The sequence below is a fragment of the Mycobacterium sp. genome, assembly GCF_032159565.1.
GTDB lineage: Bacteria > Actinomycetota > Actinomycetes > Mycobacteriales > Mycobacteriaceae > Mycobacterium.
In genome coordinates this window covers 26,758-43,764 of sequence record NZ_JAVHWR010000115.1, presented here as the reverse complement: position 1 = coordinate 43,764, position 17,007 = coordinate 26,758, and the positions used below count along the sequence as shown (strand labels likewise).

Below are 17,007 nucleotides of genomic sequence, written 5' to 3'. Positions count from 1 at the left end.
AACAACGTTTTAGGATCTCGGAAATGAGGTTTCCGGCTGATCGCCTGCGGGCCAAGCCGTCGTTGGGCGTGCTGTCGGCAACGGCGTTGACGGCGGCTTGTCTCTGCTTCGGCACCGCAACCGCGGCCGCGGACGACCCGCCGCCTCCGCAAATGCATCAAATCCATTACACGGTTTGGGCCGAACAGCCGTTCACCGCTGAGATCTACTATCGAGACACCGACCCGCCGAACTGGGCCGAGTACAGCCACAACCCCTATCTGTTCAGCCCGAACATCGAAGTCCCCGTCGGACCGGACCAGCAATGGAACCTCGACGTCGGTTTGGCCGACCCAGATCAGTGGGCGATGGTTGTCGCGGGCACCGGCGGCGAGTCACCGAAGAAACCCAACATCCACTGTGCGCTTGCCGTCGACGGCGTGGTAGTGAAGACCAATCAGGGACCGAAGGGTGCGCTCTGTTCGATTCGATCCTGGTGATCGCTCCCCGGCGCCGCGTCGCCTGCGGTCACAGGCTCCCCTTCTAATCGACGCAGCCATTGCTCGCAATACTTGAACGTCTCGGCGTGACCGGTGGACATGCCGAGAGCCCGCTCCATCACCAGCGCCTGCGACACGCTCGTCGCGAACACCGTCCATACCACCGGCGGTACCTCAGCGACGTCCACGTTGTAGCGCCGTAGCGCAGCGGCGATCGCTTTGTTCTGCTCCTGCCGGAACCGTTCGGCGTAAAAGACGATTTCGGCCCTAAGCGCCTTGCGATGATTCGCCAGCCCCATGAACTCCATCGTCAGCCGGGTGGCCTCAGGCTGCGTGCTGAACCTCCACAGGGCCCACAGCGGCTGAGGCGACGCCAGTGCCGTCGCCAGCACCCCGAGGCCCTCCTCCGCTCTGCGGCGGAACACCTCGAGGAAGAGGTCTTCCATGGTCCTGAAGTAGTAATGCACGAGTTGCGGCTTGAGTCCGGCGGCATCCGCGACACGGCGAGACGTGACGGCGGCGTAACCCTCCTGCAGGAGCAGTTCCTCGGCAGCATCCAGCAGCACGCCGCGATTCTTCGCGTCCGGTGCCCCAATTCTTCGGTCCGACGCCATGTCACCCCGAATCTTTCTCCCAGATGGTCGCCACTGGAGACGTTAGACGCCATTCCGGGTGTCATCTTGACCATGACTCTACCGCCATGCTAGGCAAGTGCTCAGCATATTTGTGCCGTGCACGTTCAGCGCGGCGCAACGTCCAGCCAGTGGAGCTGTCACGGGTTCCGGGAGGAAGCGCTTTTCATGACCACCGATTACGACTCCGTCGACTACTTCACCGATCCGTCGCTCGTGCCCGACCCACATCCCTATTTCGACCATCTACGGACCAAGGACGCATCCTGCTGCCCGATCAACAACGGGGTGCTCGCCGTCACCGGCTGGGAGGCCGCCAACGCCGTCTACAAGGACACCGAGAACTACTCGTCCTGCGTCGCGGTCGCGGGCCCGTTCACCCCGATCCCGTTCGTGCCCGAGGGCGACGACATCTGTGCGCAGCTAGAGAAGCATCGCGCCGAGATCCCCATGTACGAGCACATGGTGACGATGGACCCCCCGTACCACACCGATGCGCGGTCGCTGCTGAGCCGGTTGTTGACGCCCAAGCGGCTGAAGGAGAACGAGGACTTCATGTGGCGTCTGGCCGACCGCCACATCGACGAGTTCATCACCGACGGCAAGTGTGAGTTCCTGGCGGCCTACGCCAGGCCGTTCTCACTGCTGGTGGTGGCCGATCTGCTCGGCGTCCCCGAAGAGGACCACGAGGAGTTTCGCGAAGCATTCGGCGCCCAGCGCCCCGGCAGCAACATCGGAGGCCTCGACCACGAGCCGATTGCGGCCAACCCCTTGGAGTGGGCCGACGAGAAGTTCAGTCACTACATCGAGGATCGCAGGCAGAACCCGCGCGACGACGTGCTGACCGGGCTGGCCACTGCGCTCTACCCCGACGGCTCGACACCCGAAGTCGTCGACGTCGTGCGCACCGCCACGTTCCTGTTCGGGGCCGGCCAGGAGACCACCGCCAAGCTGCTCAGTGCGGCGCTGCGGGTGCTCGGTGACCGACCCGAGATCCAGCAGCAGCTGCGCGAGGACCGCAGCCTCATTCCGGTGTTCATCGAGGAGTGCCTGCGGATGGACAGCCCGGTGAAGAGCGTGTTCCGGATGGCCCGCAAGTCAACGACTTTGGGCGAAACCGCCGTCCCGGCGGGTACCACGGTGATGGTCAGCCCCGGCGCCGCGAACCGCGATCCGAAGCGGTTCGAGCACCCGCACGAGTTCCAGCTTGACCGAAAAAACGTCCGCGAGCACATCGCGTTCAGCCGCGGTATCCACTCTTGCCCCGGCGCGCCGCTCGCCCGCGTGGAGGGCCGGGTCAGCATTGAGCGGATTCTCGACCGGCTGAGCGACATCACGATCGACGACGAGAAGCACGGGCCCGCCGACTCCCGCGCATACAACTACGAACCAACGTTCATCCTGCGCGGCCTCACCGAAATCAACATCAGCTTCACACCCGCCGGGTAGCCGTGACAGGCGCGCAACATCGTCCGGTCCGTCGACCGAGAACACTGCTCGCAGCTGTGAAGACAACGCTAGGCTGGACTGGCTGGCGGGCTCGGCCTGATCGTCGAAGGAGGCAGAGGTGCGCAAGTTCATCGCGGCGCCGGTCGTTGCTTGTGGATTACTCTCAGCGACAATACCTTTCGCCGGTGACGCATCGGCGTTTTGTGACTCGGCAGACTGTGTCCCGAACGTTGCCCGCAATGTCGCCGAGGGTGCACCCTGCGCACCCGGTCCTTCTTACGTCTTTGGCCTGGATTCCGACCGGAACACCCTCATCTGCGCCGCGCAGGGCATGTGGGTTCGGGTCGGCCCATTGATCGGCACGCGCGAGTTGGCGCTGCCCTGCGAAAGGCCGGGCGATAGCGCGCAGCAACCCGACACCACTAATGACTTACAGGCGCATACCCCCGGCGTCCCGCTGAAGTGTGCGGAGATCAACGGGGCCGTACGGTGGATACATTTCTAACACCCCCGGCCGGCGGGCGATCTAGGTGTCCCCGCGCGCCCAGAGGCTGGCGCCGTTATTGGCCACGCACGTCAAGAACAGCCCGTCGGGCGCCTGGGCCACTTCACCGTCCTGGGCGGGGCACGGTGCGCTTTCGTTCCTGATTCCATGCATCTCGGGCGAGCGGAACCACCGCGGTTCGTATCTCCTGGGTGAGCCGCAGAACACCAGCCGTCCCCACGAAGTCACACCGAACGCGTAGTAAGTGGGGTTGTCGCAGTACGAGCCGAGCACGACATTGGGTCTGATGCCCGGTGTGCACGATGGGTAGTCGCACTCGGGCGGCTCGGCGGCCGCCGGCGGCGCGCCGGGCAACAGACCGGTGGTGAGCAAGGTAGCGAGCACCGCGAAGACTGATCGCACAGCAACATTTTCCCATAGGCGGGAACGAAGCTCTCGCTATTGGAGAAGATAGCTCCAGACCGCGTTAGGCTACTGGGTTATGCGCGCAATGGGTGTGGCTGCGGGCGCGGCCGCGACGGCGATCGCCGTGATCGGAAGTCTAGTTACAGCTGCGTCCGGGCAGGCCACGGACTACGGAGTTGCGCTCAATGGCTCCTATCGGGCCTTCTCGAACGGCGAATGGGCGCAAACCAGCGCGGGCCCGAACGGCGCGGGTGGAGCCATGGTCTACATAGACCAGCCGTCGAAGATGGAGACCTGGACTGTGACGTCGGACTGCATCAGTCCGATCGAATGCACCGGCGAGGTCAGAAGCGACGCAGGTTGGACCGGTGCGCTGAAGTTCAACGGCGATTCCTGGAGGATCGACCGCGACATCCCCAACTGGCAGCCGTGCCCCGACGGCACCGCAGCCCCCGGTCATCAGAACTTCGCTTTGTGGGGGTTCGACCCGACCACGACTGAGAAGAACAAAAACCGGGACCTGATCGTGGGCTGGGAAAGGACGATGGCCCCGAGCGGCGCATGCGGTTACAACAAGCCGGTCGTCACCCAGTTGCCGGTGCGACTGGAACAGATTTCTTAGCCGCCGCCGGGCCTATCAGATCGGCAGCATGTCCTTCCACGACCTGAGTTGCGTCCCAGCAACCGGAGTCGACACCTGCTGAAGCTGCCCATCGGGGCTCATATAACGTCCCGTATGCGGGTCGTAGCTCGTGATCGCAACTGACGGACCACCAGAACCGTTGCCGTTGAACGCACTTGGCGCCGCGGGTAACGCGCCGTCTGACGGTGCCACCTCGACGGGCCCAGGCGGCGGACCCTGCGGCGCAGGCGGTACCTCTCCAGCTGCCGGCGCGAGCGGAGCCTCGACGGGCGGTATCGGCACCCCATTGAGGGAATTGCCCGGCGGCGCAGGCGCCGATGGTGCGGGCGGTAGCGGAGCGGTGAGTGGATTGGGTGCGATCGGTGGCGTTCCGGCCGGGACGGCACCCGGCGGCAGGGGCGTACCCTCTATCGGCGCGTAGATTCGATCGTTGAAGTCAACGCGGTCATCGATCGGGACCCCCTGTGCAACCAGATTCGGGTCGAACGGGTAGGGCCCGAGCGTGTGTTGGCGAATTGCGGTTGGTACAAAACCCTTTGGGTCGTTGCAGAGTTCGACCGTGGGAGCGCGCTTTCCAGGGTGCCCCATGCACGGATAGTTGCGAGCGCCGCGCACCGAGATCGGCGAATCTTGCGGCAGTTTGCAGTACAGCCCGTCCGGTGTGTCGATCGTGGTGGTGTCGGCGGGGTTGCGCCACTGCGACGGAGGTAGGAAGCCGACCGTACACGCGTTCGGATCGGCGATAGTGAATGAGAAATCACTTAGGGGCAGACCCATGGGGTTGTTCTTTGGAAGCCCAAATGACTGCTGAGCCCCGATGACCCCAGGCAGAAGCACCAGGAGTTGTTCGAGCGACGGGTTGTACGTCACGAGGATTTGACCCAAGGTAGTGAGGTTCGCCAACAAGATCGGCAGCGTGGGCTTAACTTGAGTGAGAAGCTGTGACACTTCCTGCGCGAAGCCGGGTCCGCGCTGAAGGATCGCCCGCACTTTCGGATCGTCTTGCGCGACCTGCTCGGTGACTCCGGCCAAACTACGCGCCCACGTCCGGATCGCGTCCGTGGTATCGGCCTGCGAATCCAAAAGTGGCCCACTGTCATCGATCAGCGCTCGGCTCTGGTCAGATACATCGTTGAGGTGATTGGTGATGTTGGCGGACGAGTCGAGAAGAGATTGGAAGTCGTCGCCGGCGCCGTTCAAGCCCTTGAACGACTCATCAAGCAAATCACTCAGCCTGTTCCCGGGAATGCTGTCCACAAGCTTGCTGACTTGATCCAGCATCGGGCCCACCTGCTGCGGAATTGTGGTGTCCGCCATGGCGATCACCGAGCCATTCCGTAAGTACGGCCCGGAATCGGTGCGCGGACGTAAATCAACGTACTGCTCACCGACAGCCGAGACGCTGCGAACGTCGGCCTGCAGATCCGCGGGAATCTTCGGCGAGGAGCCCAGCGTCAGCTTCGCTTCCGCGCCCTTCTCGGTGAGCTTCACATCCCTCACCTCGCCGACCTGAACGCCCCGATAAGTCACGTTGGAAAAGCGATACAGACCACCGGCCGCCGGCAGTTCCAATGTCACTTGAATGTGACCGATACCGAGCAAGGCCGGGAGCTGCATATAGGTGAAGATCATCACCGTCACACCCACGATCGACGCGATGGTGAAGATAATCAACTGGTTTCGGACAAAGCGGGTCAGGACCATCAGCCGCCGCCTCCCGGTGTCGGCGGGACCGCCGGCGGTGCCGGCAATGCGCCTGGGTTGGACGGCGCGGACGGTGTCGGCCCCTCGGGAACATATGGCCCCGCGAAGAGTTGCGAGGAAGTGGTCACCGGGGCCATGGTCGCCGGTGGCACCACTGGGACCACCGGCTCGGTCACTGGCGGCATCTGCCCGCTAGGCGCGGCTTGGGGCGGAGGTGACGCCCCATCTGCCGCCTCCGGCGGTGGCGGCGCGACACCCACACCGAGCGGGTTGTACGAGTAGTTCAGATAGAACGGGTCTCCCGGCGCAGGAATGAATTTAGCGTCCTGGTCGCCCCACCGGGTGCCGAGGAACAGCGTCCGCTTCAGTCGCGGATAGGTGATGTCGAAAACGGCGAACAGGTTGATGTTGTCGCCCCGTGCGACTCGGTCGGCGAAGGTCGGGCCGTACGGGAACGCGGTGGCAAAGCGGAGCCCAATCGTCAGATCGGGTCCGACGTCGGCGAGCGCCTTGATCGTCGGCTCGAGGTTCTTGAGGTTGGTCACCAAATCGTCACCGGCGTCATTGACCAGACGGCTGGCGGTATCGCTCAACTGCCCCAGCTTCTCCAGTGCGGTCGTCAGCCGGGGCCGTTCCCTGACCAGCACATCCAAGGCTGGTGGAATGTCCGTGAGCGCGCGGTCGATCACATCGCGTTGCTCTGCGAATGTCCCGGCGACTCGCCTCAGTTGCTGAATAGTGGCGATGATGTTGTCTCGCTGCTGGTCAAGAACGCCGACGACGTTGTCGAGGTGGGTGAGCAGCTCGCGGATCTGCGGTTCACGTCCGGACAAAGCGGCATTGGTGTTGTGGATGATGTCACCGATCTGCCCCAGACCGCCTCCGTTGGCGATCACCGACAGCGACGACAGCGTCTGCTCCGTGGTCGGATAGGTCGAAGACCGGTTCAGGCCAATGGTGGCACCGGGCTGCAATCTGCCGCTTGGCTGTTGGCCGAGCGGCGGGTTGAGCGCCAGGTGCATCGAGCCCAGCAGGCTGGTCTGCCCGACCGTGGCCACCGCATTGGCGGGCACCACCACGTCCGGCTTGACCGAGATCTCGACGTCGGCGTGCCATTGGTCGACCTTCATCTTGCCGACGCTGCCGACGACGACGTCGTTGATCATGACCGGCGAATTCGACTCCATAGTGGAGACATTCGGGATTTCGACGTGGTACTTGACGGCGTCGGGTCCCCGTCCGACGGCTCCGGGTAGCGGCAAGGAATTCACGCCTTGGAAGCCACAACCAGTCGCCGTCAACACAGCACACGATCCCACGATGACCACGTTCTTCACACGACTCCGGTGCATCATGACGGCGGCACCCCTTCGGCTGGCAGCAGGGGCGCGTTGGGCGATACCGGAGCCGGTGACGCGGCCGGTGCCGGAGTCGACGGAAGCAACATGCTGTCAACGGTCGACGGCGGCCCGGGAAGCACAGTGGGCGGACCCGGAATCGGCGCGCCCGGGAACAACGCCGGCGACGGAGTGGCGGGTACTTCCCCACCCGGCGAATACAACCCCGGCGGGGCGGGCGGCTGTCCCCAGCCGGGCGGCGGTGGGATATCGCCGGCGCCGGTATAGGCGGACACTGTGGGCGGCGCTTCGGGCGGGTCACCTGGCCCCGCGCCTCCCGGCGCCAGCTTGGGGTCGGTGTAGATGATGTTTTCCGGTTTCGGCGCAGGCCGCAGGTACAGGTTGATCGGCAGCGGCAGGTTGTTGAAATTGAGCAATCGCAAAGCGGGACCGAGGTATTGAGAGCAGAGTTTCGCCGTTTCGGGAGCGGTGGTGTTCTCGATGGCGCCGATCAGGCCGCAAAAGAAGTAGACCGGATTCGAGAAGTTTGACAGCGAGAATGCTCCGCTCACTCCGCCGGAAGGCGGGTAGTAGATGTTCTGGTAGTTGGCGACCGCGTTCGGCGTGATGTGAAGGATGTTTTCGACAGCCGAGCGGTTGTTGACCAGGATCTGGGTGACCTCGGCAAGGCTACTGACCTGCTCGGATACTTGGTTGCGACTGCCGGCGACGAAGCGCTGCACCTCGCCGAGCGCAACCGACAAGTCCGACAACGCCGCGTCCAGATCGGACCTGCTGTCGTTCACGACGCTCGTCAAACTGGCCAGGCGATTCTCGAACATGACGATCTGTTCTTTGCTGTCGCGAAGCGCGGTCACGAAGATCTGTAGGTTCTTGATGATGTCGACGACGTTGCCGCTGCCTTCGGCGAAAATCCGCGCCGCTCCGGACAGTTGAGCGAGCGTCTGCCGTAGCTTGTCGCCGTTGCCGTCCAATGCGTTCGCTGCGCTGTCGATGAACCTCGAGATCGAGGTGCCCGACACTCCGGTCTTCGGGCCCAACTCCGTCGCCAGGCGCATCAGTTGAGCCTTTACCTCATCCCACTCGACCGGGACCGCGGTTCGGTTGACGGGAATCACCGCCCCGTCGTGCATGGTCGGTCCGCCACCCTTCCGGTAGGCCGGCGTGAGCTCAACGTAACGCGCCGCAACCAGATTCTGCGCCACGATAACGGCCTTGGCGCCTTCCGGAATGGGCACGTCGTGATCGACCTTCAAGGTCAACTTCGTCTGCGTGCCTTCGGGTTGGATGGAGTCGATCTTGCCGACCTTGACACCCGACACGCGCACTTCATCGCCTGGGTAGATCGCCGTGGCGGTCGGGAAGTACGCACTGATGGTGTGCGGCCCGAAGACAACCTGACGCACCAGGATGACGACTCCGGCCACGAGTGCAACGGCCAGCAGCACGGCGGTGACCACCGCGACGCGCTTACGGGTTGCCATCATTGGGCAGATCTCCTGGTTGCGGGATGCCGTTGACCGGGAACGGCAGTTCGGCGCGTGGCCCGGCGTTGTCCGGCGGCTGGCCTGCACCCACACCCCGTCGGAACCCGAAGACGTAGTCCAGGAACGGCTGCAGGATCTGAGCCGGGGAAATGTTGGGTATCAACGCGTTGTAGTAGGCGCCGTTCGACACGATTTCGCCCTGTGTGAGCTCGTATTTGGCCAGGCCGGGGATGGCCTTGGAAATATTGTCCCGGTTCTTTATGAGCATCGCGTTGACGCGATTCAGCCTTTCCAGCGTCGGTGCCAGTTTTTGCTCGTTGTCGGCGACCACGCCGGTCAGCTCCCGCGACACCGCCGAGGTGTTGGCGAGCAGGCTGACGATGGCCTGTCGACGTTCGTTGAGCACCGCGAGCAGATCGTTGGCGTTGAGGATCAGCGTGTTGACCTGGTGGCTGCGTTCGGACAGGATGCCGGTGACATCGCCGGCGGTTTTCAGTAGCTCGGCCAGACTCTCGTTTCGATCGTTGAGCGATCTGGACAGTCGCGACAGGCCGTCGAATGTCGGGCCCAACTGTGGCGCGACCTGGTCGAGCGTGGTCGCCAGCGTGTCCAGCGACTGGTTGAGCGTGTCGGTATTGGTTGCAGCGGTATTCGCGGTGAGTTCACTGACCGCGTCTGTCAAGGAGTACGGCGAGGATGTGCGCGTCACCGGAATGACCTGACGGTGGTCCAGCGTGCCATTTCCGGAGGAATCCAGGGCCAGCACACGCTCGCCGAGCAGTGTCCCGGTGCGGATGTGCGCGGTGGTTTCCGAGCCGAGGGCGGCCTTCCCGGCGATGGTGAAAGTGACCAGCGCGTCGCCGTTGTCGAGTTTGATCGATGAAACCGAGCCGACCTTGATACCCGACACCGTGACGTCATTGCCCACTGCGAGCCCGCCCGCCTCGGTGAACAGCGCCTGATACTTGATAGCGGTCGCGTATTCCAGCAATCGTTCCGGTTGAAGGCCCACGATGATTACAAGGATCATCAGGACGACGCCAATGATGCCCGCCTGAACGAGCTGGGATCCGCGGTATCTATCCATTAGTGCCATTAGTTTTCCGCGCACCTCCCTGTCTCTTGTTTGATCCAGGGGAAGACCACGGTGCGGCCCTCGAGATCGCTGGCTCGGAAGGTGATCCCGCAGATGTAGTAGGGGAAGAACCCCCCGTAGGAACCGACCCGCGCAAGTTTGCGGTAGAGCTCGGGCAGCTGCTGCAGCGTGGCGTCGAAATAATCCTTGTGCGCGCCGTCCACCAGTGGGGCCAGCCTGCTCAACTGGTCGACCGTGCCGGCCAGCGGCGGCCGCGCCCGGCCGAGCAAATCGGCCAGCGAGGCGGTTCCGTTGTCGAGACTCGTGATCGCCTCACCGATGGGATCGCGATCGGTCGACAAGCCACTGACCAGTCGCTCGAGCCGGTCGATCGCACCAGAGAATTGGTCGCCGTCCTTTGACAGCGTATCCAGCAGTGTTCGCAAGTCGTCGATCATCTGCTCAATGACCTGGCTGTTGTCCGCCAACGAGTTTGAGAAGGACGATGTCTTCGAGAACAGCGATTCGAGGGTCCCCCCTTGGCCCTGCAGGATTTGAACCAGCGACGAGGTGAGTGCGTTCACATCTTGCGGATTCAGGCCTTGGATAACGGGTTTCAGGCCGCCGAGCAGCAGATCGAGGTCCAAAGCGGGTGCCGTACGATCCACAGGTATCTGGGAGCCGACCGCTAGTATCTTCGTCGATCCAGGGCTGTCGGCGAGTTCGAGAAAGCGATCACCGGTCAGGTTGAGATAGCGAATTTGCGCCTTGGTTCCGGTGGTCAGCACGATGTCGCGATCGGCATCGAACTTGACGAGCACCTTGCGGTCCGGCTGCAGCGACACCCCCTTGACGGTGCCAACCCGGATTCCCGCGATCCGCACGGTGTCCCCGTTTTTGAGGCGCGACGCGTCGGCGAAGACCGCAGAGTATTCATTCGTCGAACCGGTTCTCATCTGGCTGAAGACCAAGAACAGGAAGGCTGTCAGTATCGTCATCACGAGCGCGAAAGCCGTGAACTTGATGAGCGTGCCCGTCGGGCGTGTCATCCAGGCATTCCGATCTGTGCGGAGTTGCGCGGCGGTCCGGGAATCGGCCCGAACAACCAATCCTTGAGACCGGCGGAGTTCAGCAGGATGCCCTGATTCCCGTATTGATACGGGTTCGCGCCAACATCGGCGACGATGGCAGGCACTCGGAACTCGGGCGGAACATTGGGCAGACCCAGTTCCTTGCAGTATGGCCGGCCCTTGGCGGCTACCTTCGGCAGGTCCTGCGGATACCGATAGCGTTCGGTGCCGAGCGTCAGGCCGGCAGACACCACCACGGCGCTGTTGTTACCTGGAAGTGGTGGCGAATTCGCCATCACGGCAAGTCCGGCAATTGAGCAATTCACCGATTCGTGATAACGGTTGAGCAGTTCCGTGGTTGGCACGAGCAGGTGCAGCACATCGGCCAGCGCTGGTTCGTTGCCGCCGATCACCTCGTTTCCGATGTCGGCCAGACCAATGGAGCTGACCAAGAATTGATCAAGCTCTTGTTGCTGGTCGACGATGGTATGGCTGATCTGTGTGGTGTTGCCGGCGGTCCTGACGAGGTCGGGCGCCGCGTCCGCGTACGCGCTCAACGTCGGAACCGCGGCTTCGAGGTCACGGCTGAGATTCGGCAGGCTCGGTTCGATTTTGGCCAGGAATGCGTTGAAGTCGGTCAGCGTCTTGCCGAACTTCTCGCCTCGGCCGTTGAACGCCGTCGCGATCGCTCCGAGTGTCTGATTGAGCTTGGCGGGGTCGATCTTGTCCAGCACCTGCACCAACTGCTGGAAGACGGTGTTGATCTCGACCATGACGTGCTGGCTTTGAATCACCTGACCGGGTCGGAGCTTCTGCGGCGAAGGGTCCTGCGGCGGAACCATGTTGACGAACTTGGCGCCGAACACCGTCGATGATTCGATGTCAACGTTGACGTTCGAGGGAATGAGGTGCAGCTGTGACGGATCCATCGCCAGCTGCAGCGCCGCCGTGCCGTCGGACCGGTCCTCGATCGACTCGACTTTGCCGACCTCAACGCCACGCATCTTGACCTTGGCGTCGTTGTTCATCACCAGGCCGGCGCGATCCGAAATGACCGTCACTGGTTCGGTTTTGGTGAAGCTGCCCCGGAACAAGCCGATGGCCAAGGCGATGATCAAGCAGACGGCGACGATCATCGCCAAGCCCGTCAGCGGGCGTACCGCACTACTTTTCATCGGCGCGCCACCTATCCCGACAGGTTGAAGTTGCCGTTGGAACCATAGACGGACAGGGACACCAGAAGGGTGACCGAGACGACCACGATCAGGGAGGTGCGCACCGCGTTGCCCACGGCGACCCCGACACCGGAGGGCCCGCCGGAGGCGAAATACCCGAAATAAGTGTGTACGAGCAAGATCGTGACCGCCATCAGAATCGCCTGCAGGAACGACCACAATAAATCGATCGGGTTGAGGAAAGTGTTGAAATAGTGGTCATACAGCCCACCCGACTGCCCGAACAACACCACCGTCGTGAACTGGGAAGCCAGAAACGACAGGACCACCGCGATCGAGTACAGCGGGGTAATCGCGATCATCCCCGCGACGATCCGGGTGGAGACCAGGTATTCGATCGGACGGATCGCCATGGCCGCGAGCGCGTCGATCTCCTCGTTGATGCGCATCGCGCCTAGCTGGGCCGTCACACCGGCGCCGAAGGTGGCCGCCAACCCGATGCCCGCCACCACTGGGGCAGAGATGCGCACGTTTATGAAGGCCGCCAAGAACCCGGTCAGCGCTTCGATCCCGATGTTGCCGAGGGAGCTGTACCCCTGAACCGCGAGTGTTCCACCGGCGGCCAGGGTGAGGAAGCCGACGATGACCACGGTGCCGCCGATCATCGCCAAGGTTCCTGCCCCCATGGAGATTTCGGCGATCAGCCGGACGATCTCGCGGCGGAAATGAACGGTCGCATGCGGCACCCCGCCCAGGGCGCGAAAGTAGAACAACATGTGGTCGCCGAGGCGGCTCAACTGGTCGATCGGCCACTGAAGACCCCGCGTCAGCCGCGGAAAGCGACTGCGCAGTACCGTTTGTGTTCCCATCGGTCAGCGCTGGCTCATCTGGATACCGATGGCGGTCACGACCACGTTGATCGCAAACAGCGCCATGAATGCATACACCACGGTCTCGTTGACGGCGTTGCCCACTGCCTTCGCGCCACCACCAGTGATGTTGAGCCCGCGGTAGCAGGCCACCAACCCGGCGATCAACCCGAACAGCAACGCCTTCACGCACGAGATGATCACCTCTGGGACCCCGGTCAACAGGGTGATGCCCGCCGCGAACGCGCCCGGATTGACATGCTGTATGAAGATGGAAAACGTGTAGCCGCCCAGTATCCCGATGATCACCACCAGGCTGTTGAGCAGTAGGGCCACCACACCCGAGGCCAGCATCCGAGGGGTCACCAGGCGTTGCACCGGATCTATGCCCAGCACTTCCATGGCGTCGATCTCTTCGCGAATCGTGCGCGAACCCAGATCCGCACACATAGCCGTGGCGCCCGCGCCCGCCACGATCAAGACCGTCACCAGCGGACCGACTTGGGTCACGGCGCCGAACGCCGCACCGGCACCGCTCAAGTCCGCGGCGCCCAATTCGCGAAGCAGGATGTTGAGCGTGAACGACACCAGCACGGTGAACGGGATCGCCACCAACACCGTTGGCGCCAGCGATACCTTCACGACGAACCAACACTGCTCCAGAAACTCACGCCATTGAAACGGCCGCCGGAAGACGTTCCGCACCGCGTCCTTCGACATCGCAAACAATCCGCCGACGGCCTCCATCGGCTTGGAACCGCGTCCGAGCGAGATGCCTGTCGACCACCGTTCGGGTCCACTACCGCGCGCCATTGGCCGGTCCTTCCAGGATGATGGCCGCCGAAACTGCCGTCGGACCGTCGATGTCTCGGGTCAATGTGACCCGCGCGCCGTCCACCTGCTTGACCGCCTCCCCTCGGAGTTGCGCGAATAGCTCCACGCCCTGTTCGACGCTCGTCGCCCCCGGAGGATGGCCCTTGCGTCCGCTGGGGTTCACAGGCAGCGCACCCCCGACACTTGTCACCTCAGCCTCGACAAGCTCGTAGCCCCCAACCGCTCGGCAAAGCCAACACCTTCATAACCGACTTCATCAATTCCCGTGAAGGAAACGTCAATTTCAGCGATGTCGACGTAGGCGGTGGCGTGCGACGCGGTGTGCTTCGACAGCACGAATGCTGGCGCCCTCGTCGTCGCCGGCCACCTTGTGTTGAGATGGTCCGCAACACCGCAGGTCAGTGCCGATAGAGCAAGGTAGGGCATGTGATCCTCTGCGATCTAGGTGACGGCGCCGGCCGTCTTGAGCTCGATGATGCGGTCCCAATCCAACCCCAGTTCAAGCAAGATTTCGTCAGTCTGCTCTGCAAAAGCCGGTGCGGGTCCCGATTCGGGAGGACTGACGTCAAACTGCACCGGATTCGCCACCAATTCGAGTTCGCCCGCTTGTACGAGGTACTCGTTGGCCCGGATCTGGCTGTCCTCGACGGCCTGGAGGGTGTCCTGCACCGGTGCCCACGGTCCGAGCAGCGTCGCGAACCGCTCGCTCCATTCAGTCAGCGGGCGTTTGGACATCGCCTCGGTGAGGATCTCCGTTGCCGCTGCGGTGTTCTCGGCGATCGACTCGACGGTCGCGAACCGCGGATCGTCGGCGAGGTCGTCGAGTTCCATGTGCTTGCACACGTCGGCCCAGAACTTGGTGGGCTGCATCATGACGAAGGAAATGTAGCGGTCGTCGGACGTCGCGTAAAGGCCCACCAGCGGGTTGATCGGCGACCCGTGTACACCTGGCGGAAAGGCCTCCATCCGCTGACCGAGGTGCTTGGTCAGCGCCACGGTGTGCCCCATCGACCAGAACCCGCTACCCAGCAGCGAGACATCCACGATCGACGGCTCGCCGGTGCGTTCGCGCTTCACCAGTGCGGCCGCGATGCCGCCCGCGAGGTTGGTGCCGCTGATGGTGTCGCCGTAGGCCGGTCCCGGCGGCCCGATCATCCCCGGCATACCCGGCGGGGTGATGGTGGCCGCGGTGCCCGCGCGGCACCAGAAAGCGGTCATGTCGTAGCCGCCCTTGACCGACTCCTCGCCGCGAGGACCCAGTGCGCTGCCCCGTGCATAGATGATCTTTGGATTGACGGCTCGGATGTCGTCGACGTCGATGCCGAACTTCGTGCGGTGTCCGGGCAGGAAGCTGGTCAGGAAGACGTCACTGCGCCGGGCCAGCTCGTAGAGCACTTCCCTGCCTTCGGGCACCGACATGTCCAGACCGATGCTGCGCTTGTTGCGGTTGGCGTGCTCGATGTTTGGGTTGGGGTCGCCTTCGACGCGCAACAGGCCGGTCTGCCGCAGCCCGCGCTGCGGGTCGCCGGTGATCGCGTGCTCGACCTTGATGACGTCGGCCCCCCATTCGGTGAGCACCGCACCCGCCGACGGGACGAAGCCGTACATGGCGACCTCGAGAACGCGGATGCCCTCCAGCGGCCGAGAACTCATGCCTCGACTCCCACTCGCCCCGGTCCTCGCCCGTTCCTCGCGCGCGCTCGTCTTCGGGGGCTCATGAGACGACCGTCGCGATCGTCTTGCGCTCCAGGAACTCTTCGAGCCCCGCGGCGCCCATCTCCCTGCCGATGCCGGACTGTTTATAGCCGCCGAACGGACTGTCGGGCGCGAAGAACATGCCGCCGTTGATCGAGAGGGTGCCGGTGCGGATGCGGCGCGCCACCGCGAGGGCGCGGTCCTCGCTGCCGAACACGGCGCCGGACAGGCCGTAGATGGAGTTGTTGGCGATCCGGACCGCGTCGTCGTCGTCCTCGTAGCGAATCACGGCGAGCACCGGCCCGAACACCTCGTGCTGGGCGATCTCGCTGTCCGGATCGACATCGGTGAGCAGTGTCGGCGTATAGAAGAAGCCCGGACTCACCTTCTCTCCGCCGGTCACCAACGTCGCGCCCGCCTCGACGGCGCGCTTGACCATGCCGTCGACCTTGTCGCGCTGCTTCTCACTGATCAGCGGACCCGTGTAGGTGCCCTCCTCGGCGGGATTGCCGTACCGCACGACCCCGAAGTTGTTCTTCAACTTCTCGACGATCTCGTCGTGGTGCTTGCTCGGTACCAAGATCCGTGTCGTGATCGCACAGCCCTGACCGGAGTGGCTGGCGGTGGCGAACGCCGTGAACAGCGCGGCCATGTCGAAGTCACCGTCGTCGAGCACGATCGCCGCCGACTTCCCGCCGAGTTCGAGGAAGACGCGTTTACACGTTTCACTGGCGGCGGCCATGATCGCCCGACCGGTCGGGGTCGATCCGGTGAAGGTGATCATGTCGACGTCCGGACTCGTCGTCAGGGCGACACCGACTTGCGGGTCGGTACCGGAGAGGACGTTGACGACACCGGCCGGGATATCGGTGTGCTCGGCGATCAGCTCACCGAGCGCCAGCGTGATCAACGGTGTGTCCGGTGCGCCCTTCAGCACGACGGTGCATCCGGCCGCCAGCGCGGGCGCGAGCTTGGCGAGTGCAAGCTGCGTCGGATAGTTGTACGCGATGATCGCCGCAACCACCCCGGCAGCTTCCTTCTCCACCCAGCGGTGGTGCAGCATGCCGTGGCTCTCGCTGTTACCGAGATTCTCGGTCAACGGGTACGTCTTCAGCAGGTCGGCGTAATAGCGCACGATCGCGATCGGCGCGTCGAGTTGGGGGCCCGCGCACATCGCGGGCGTCGCACCGACCTCGGCGATGGTCAGCTCGGCGAGCTCTTCACGATGGTCGACCAGTACCTGGTGAAGCTGATCGAGGCAGCGGATCCGCAGCTCGGTGTTGGTGGACCAGTCGGTGGTGTCGAACGCCCGCCGTGCCGCTGCGACCGCGGCCTCGGCATCGGCCACCGTCGCGTCCGGGGCATAACCGACCACCTCTTCTGTGGCGGGGTTGATAGAAGGGAACGTCCGGGGTGTGTCGACCAGCTGGCCGTCGATCAGCATCCGCCGGTCGGCGGCCCGTTCCGATGGGTCTGCAGTGGTGCTCGGCCCACCCGAGATCGTCGACGCTTCAGTCATCCACCCTCCTCCGCAAAGTTTCAGTGTGATGGAAACTTCATTCTCATCCTCGGCGAATCATACATTCGCGCGATGAGAACTCAAGAAAATGAAGATGGCCTAGTCAAC

Annotated in this window: 16 protein-coding genes; 3 read left to right on the top strand and 13 right to left on the bottom strand. The window is 63.5% G+C overall.

What is annotated here, in order from left to right; genetic code table 11:
- The first annotated feature begins 23 nt into the window (after positions 1–23).
- Complete coding sequence (locus tag QOC76_RS14345; protein ID WP_526357502.1) at positions 24–479, top strand: Rv2576c family protein; 456 nt, start codon at positions 24–26, stop codon at positions 477–479.
- Here QOC76_RS14345 and QOC76_RS14340 read toward each other — a convergent pair.
- On the bottom strand, positions 437–1,093 hold the full coding sequence (locus tag QOC76_RS14340) for a TetR family transcriptional regulator (RefSeq protein ID WP_526357501.1): 657 nt from the start codon (positions 1,091–1,093) through the stop codon (positions 437–439). The two genes, QOC76_RS14345 and QOC76_RS14340, sit on opposite strands and share 43 nt — an antisense overlap.
- A 186-nt stretch (positions 1,094–1,279) precedes the next feature.
- Between QOC76_RS14340 and QOC76_RS14335 the strand changes: the two genes are divergently transcribed.
- On the top strand, positions 1,280–2,560 hold the full coding sequence (locus tag QOC76_RS14335) for a cytochrome P450 (protein WP_526357500.1): 1,281 nt from the start codon (positions 1,280–1,282) through the stop codon (positions 2,558–2,560).
- A 526-nt stretch (positions 2,561–3,086) separates the two neighbouring features.
- On the opposite strand, the gene QOC76_RS14330 is transcribed toward QOC76_RS14335, so the two are convergent.
- Positions 3,087–3,467 (bottom strand): hypothetical protein, encoded by a 381-nt coding sequence (locus tag QOC76_RS14330; RefSeq protein ID WP_526357499.1) that lies wholly within the window; start codon positions 3,465–3,467, stop codon positions 3,087–3,089.
- 79 nt (positions 3,468–3,546) lie between these two features.
- On the opposite strand from QOC76_RS14330, the gene QOC76_RS14325 reads away from it, so the two are divergent.
- On the top strand, positions 3,547–4,092 hold the full coding sequence (locus QOC76_RS14325) for an Rv2253/PknI dimerization domain-containing protein (RefSeq protein WP_526357498.1): 546 nt from the start codon (positions 3,547–3,549) through the stop codon (positions 4,090–4,092).
- Between the two features lie 15 nt (positions 4,093–4,107).
- Here the strand turns inward: QOC76_RS14325 and QOC76_RS14320 are convergent, their stop codons facing one another.
- From QOC76_RS14320 to QOC76_RS14270, 11 genes are all read right to left on the bottom strand, one after another.
- The gene (locus QOC76_RS14320; RefSeq protein WP_526357497.1) at positions 4,108–5,817 is read right to left on the bottom strand and encodes an MCE family protein; all 1,710 of its coding nucleotides are present in this window, start codon (positions 5,815–5,817) and stop codon (positions 4,108–4,110) included.
- Positions 5,817–7,169, bottom strand: coding sequence for an MCE family protein (locus QOC76_RS14315; protein WP_526357545.1), 1,353 nt, complete (start codon positions 7,167–7,169; stop codon positions 5,817–5,819). Before QOC76_RS14315 ends, QOC76_RS14320 begins: the two co-directional genes overlap by 1 nt.
- Positions 7,169–8,662, bottom strand: coding sequence for an MCE family protein (locus QOC76_RS14310; RefSeq protein WP_526357496.1), 1,494 nt, complete (start codon positions 8,660–8,662; stop codon positions 7,169–7,171). Before QOC76_RS14310 ends, QOC76_RS14315 begins: the two co-directional genes overlap by 1 nt.
- Complete coding sequence (locus QOC76_RS14305) at positions 8,646–9,749, bottom strand: MCE family protein (RefSeq protein ID WP_526357495.1); 1,104 nt, start codon at positions 9,747–9,749, stop codon at positions 8,646–8,648. The genes QOC76_RS14310 and QOC76_RS14305 overlap by 17 nt, the downstream gene beginning before the upstream one ends.
- A gap of 8 nt (positions 9,750–9,757) precedes the next feature.
- Positions 9,758–10,786, bottom strand: coding sequence for an MCE family protein (locus tag QOC76_RS14300; protein WP_526357494.1), 1,029 nt, complete (start codon positions 10,784–10,786; stop codon positions 9,758–9,760).
- The gene (locus QOC76_RS14295) at positions 10,783–11,982 is read right to left on the bottom strand and encodes an MCE family protein (protein WP_526357493.1); all 1,200 of its coding nucleotides are present in this window, start codon (positions 11,980–11,982) and stop codon (positions 10,783–10,785) included. The genes QOC76_RS14300 and QOC76_RS14295 overlap by 4 nt, the downstream gene beginning before the upstream one ends.
- 11 nt (positions 11,983–11,993) lie before the next feature.
- Positions 11,994–12,851: an MlaE family ABC transporter permease gene (locus tag QOC76_RS14290; RefSeq protein WP_526357492.1), complete on the bottom strand. Its 858-nt coding sequence runs from the start codon at positions 12,849–12,851 to the stop codon at positions 11,994–11,996.
- Between the two features lie 3 nt (positions 12,852–12,854).
- On the bottom strand, positions 12,855–13,664 hold the full coding sequence (locus QOC76_RS14285; RefSeq protein ID WP_526357491.1) for an MlaE family ABC transporter permease: 810 nt from the start codon (positions 13,662–13,664) through the stop codon (positions 12,855–12,857).
- Complete coding sequence (locus QOC76_RS14280) at positions 13,651–13,875, bottom strand: thiolase C-terminal domain-containing protein (RefSeq protein WP_526357490.1); 225 nt, start codon at positions 13,873–13,875, stop codon at positions 13,651–13,653. The genes QOC76_RS14285 and QOC76_RS14280 overlap by 14 nt, the downstream gene beginning before the upstream one ends.
- Positions 13,876–14,126: 251 nt before the next feature.
- Complete coding sequence (locus tag QOC76_RS14275; RefSeq protein WP_526357489.1) at positions 14,127–15,338, bottom strand: CaiB/BaiF CoA transferase family protein; 1,212 nt, start codon at positions 15,336–15,338, stop codon at positions 14,127–14,129.
- 61 nt (positions 15,339–15,399) lie between these two features.
- A complete protein-coding gene (locus QOC76_RS14270) occupies positions 15,400–16,899 on the bottom strand; it encodes an aldehyde dehydrogenase family protein (RefSeq protein WP_526357488.1) in 1,500 nt (499 codons plus the stop codon).
- Positions 16,900–17,007 lie beyond the last annotated feature (108 nt).

Coding starts and splice junctions, on each gene's coding strand:
- QOC76_RS14320 (WP_526357497.1), bottom strand. CDS start 5,817: ATGGTCCTGACCCGCTTTGTCCGAAACCAGTTGATTATCTTCACCATC.
- QOC76_RS14275 (WP_526357489.1), bottom strand. CDS start 15,338: ATGAGTTCTCGGCCGCTGGAGGGCATCCGCGTTCTCGAGGTCGCCATG.
- QOC76_RS14285 (WP_526357491.1), bottom strand. CDS start 13,664: ATGGCGCGCGGTAGTGGACCCGAACGGTGGTCGACAGGCATCTCGCTC.
- QOC76_RS14345 (WP_526357502.1), top strand. CDS start 24: ATGAGGTTTCCGGCTGATCGCCTGCGGGCCAAGCCGTCGTTGGGCGTG.
- QOC76_RS14315 (WP_526357545.1), bottom strand. CDS start 7,169: ATGCACCGGAGTCGTGTGAAGAACGTGGTCATCGTGGGATCGTGTGCT.
- QOC76_RS14290 (WP_526357492.1), bottom strand. CDS start 12,851: ATGGGAACACAAACGGTACTGCGCAGTCGCTTTCCGCGGCTGACGCGG.
- QOC76_RS14270 (WP_526357488.1), bottom strand. CDS start 16,899: ATGACTGAAGCGTCGACGATCTCGGGTGGGCCGAGCACCACTGCAGAC.
- QOC76_RS14300 (WP_526357494.1), bottom strand. CDS start 10,786: ATGACACGCCCGACGGGCACGCTCATCAAGTTCACGGCTTTCGCGCTC.
- QOC76_RS14295 (WP_526357493.1), bottom strand. CDS start 11,982: ATGAAAAGTAGTGCGGTACGCCCGCTGACGGGCTTGGCGATGATCGTC.
- QOC76_RS14305 (WP_526357495.1), bottom strand. CDS start 9,749: ATGGATAGATACCGCGGATCCCAGCTCGTTCAGGCGGGCATCATTGGC.
- QOC76_RS14310 (WP_526357496.1), bottom strand. CDS start 8,662: ATGATGGCAACCCGTAAGCGCGTCGCGGTGGTCACCGCCGTGCTGCTG.
- QOC76_RS14325 (WP_526357498.1), top strand. CDS start 3,547: ATGCGCGCAATGGGTGTGGCTGCGGGCGCGGCCGCGACGGCGATCGCC.
- QOC76_RS14340 (WP_526357501.1), bottom strand. CDS start 1,093: ATGGCGTCGGACCGAAGAATTGGGGCACCGGACGCGAAGAATCGCGGC.
- QOC76_RS14335 (WP_526357500.1), top strand. CDS start 1,280: ATGACCACCGATTACGACTCCGTCGACTACTTCACCGATCCGTCGCTC.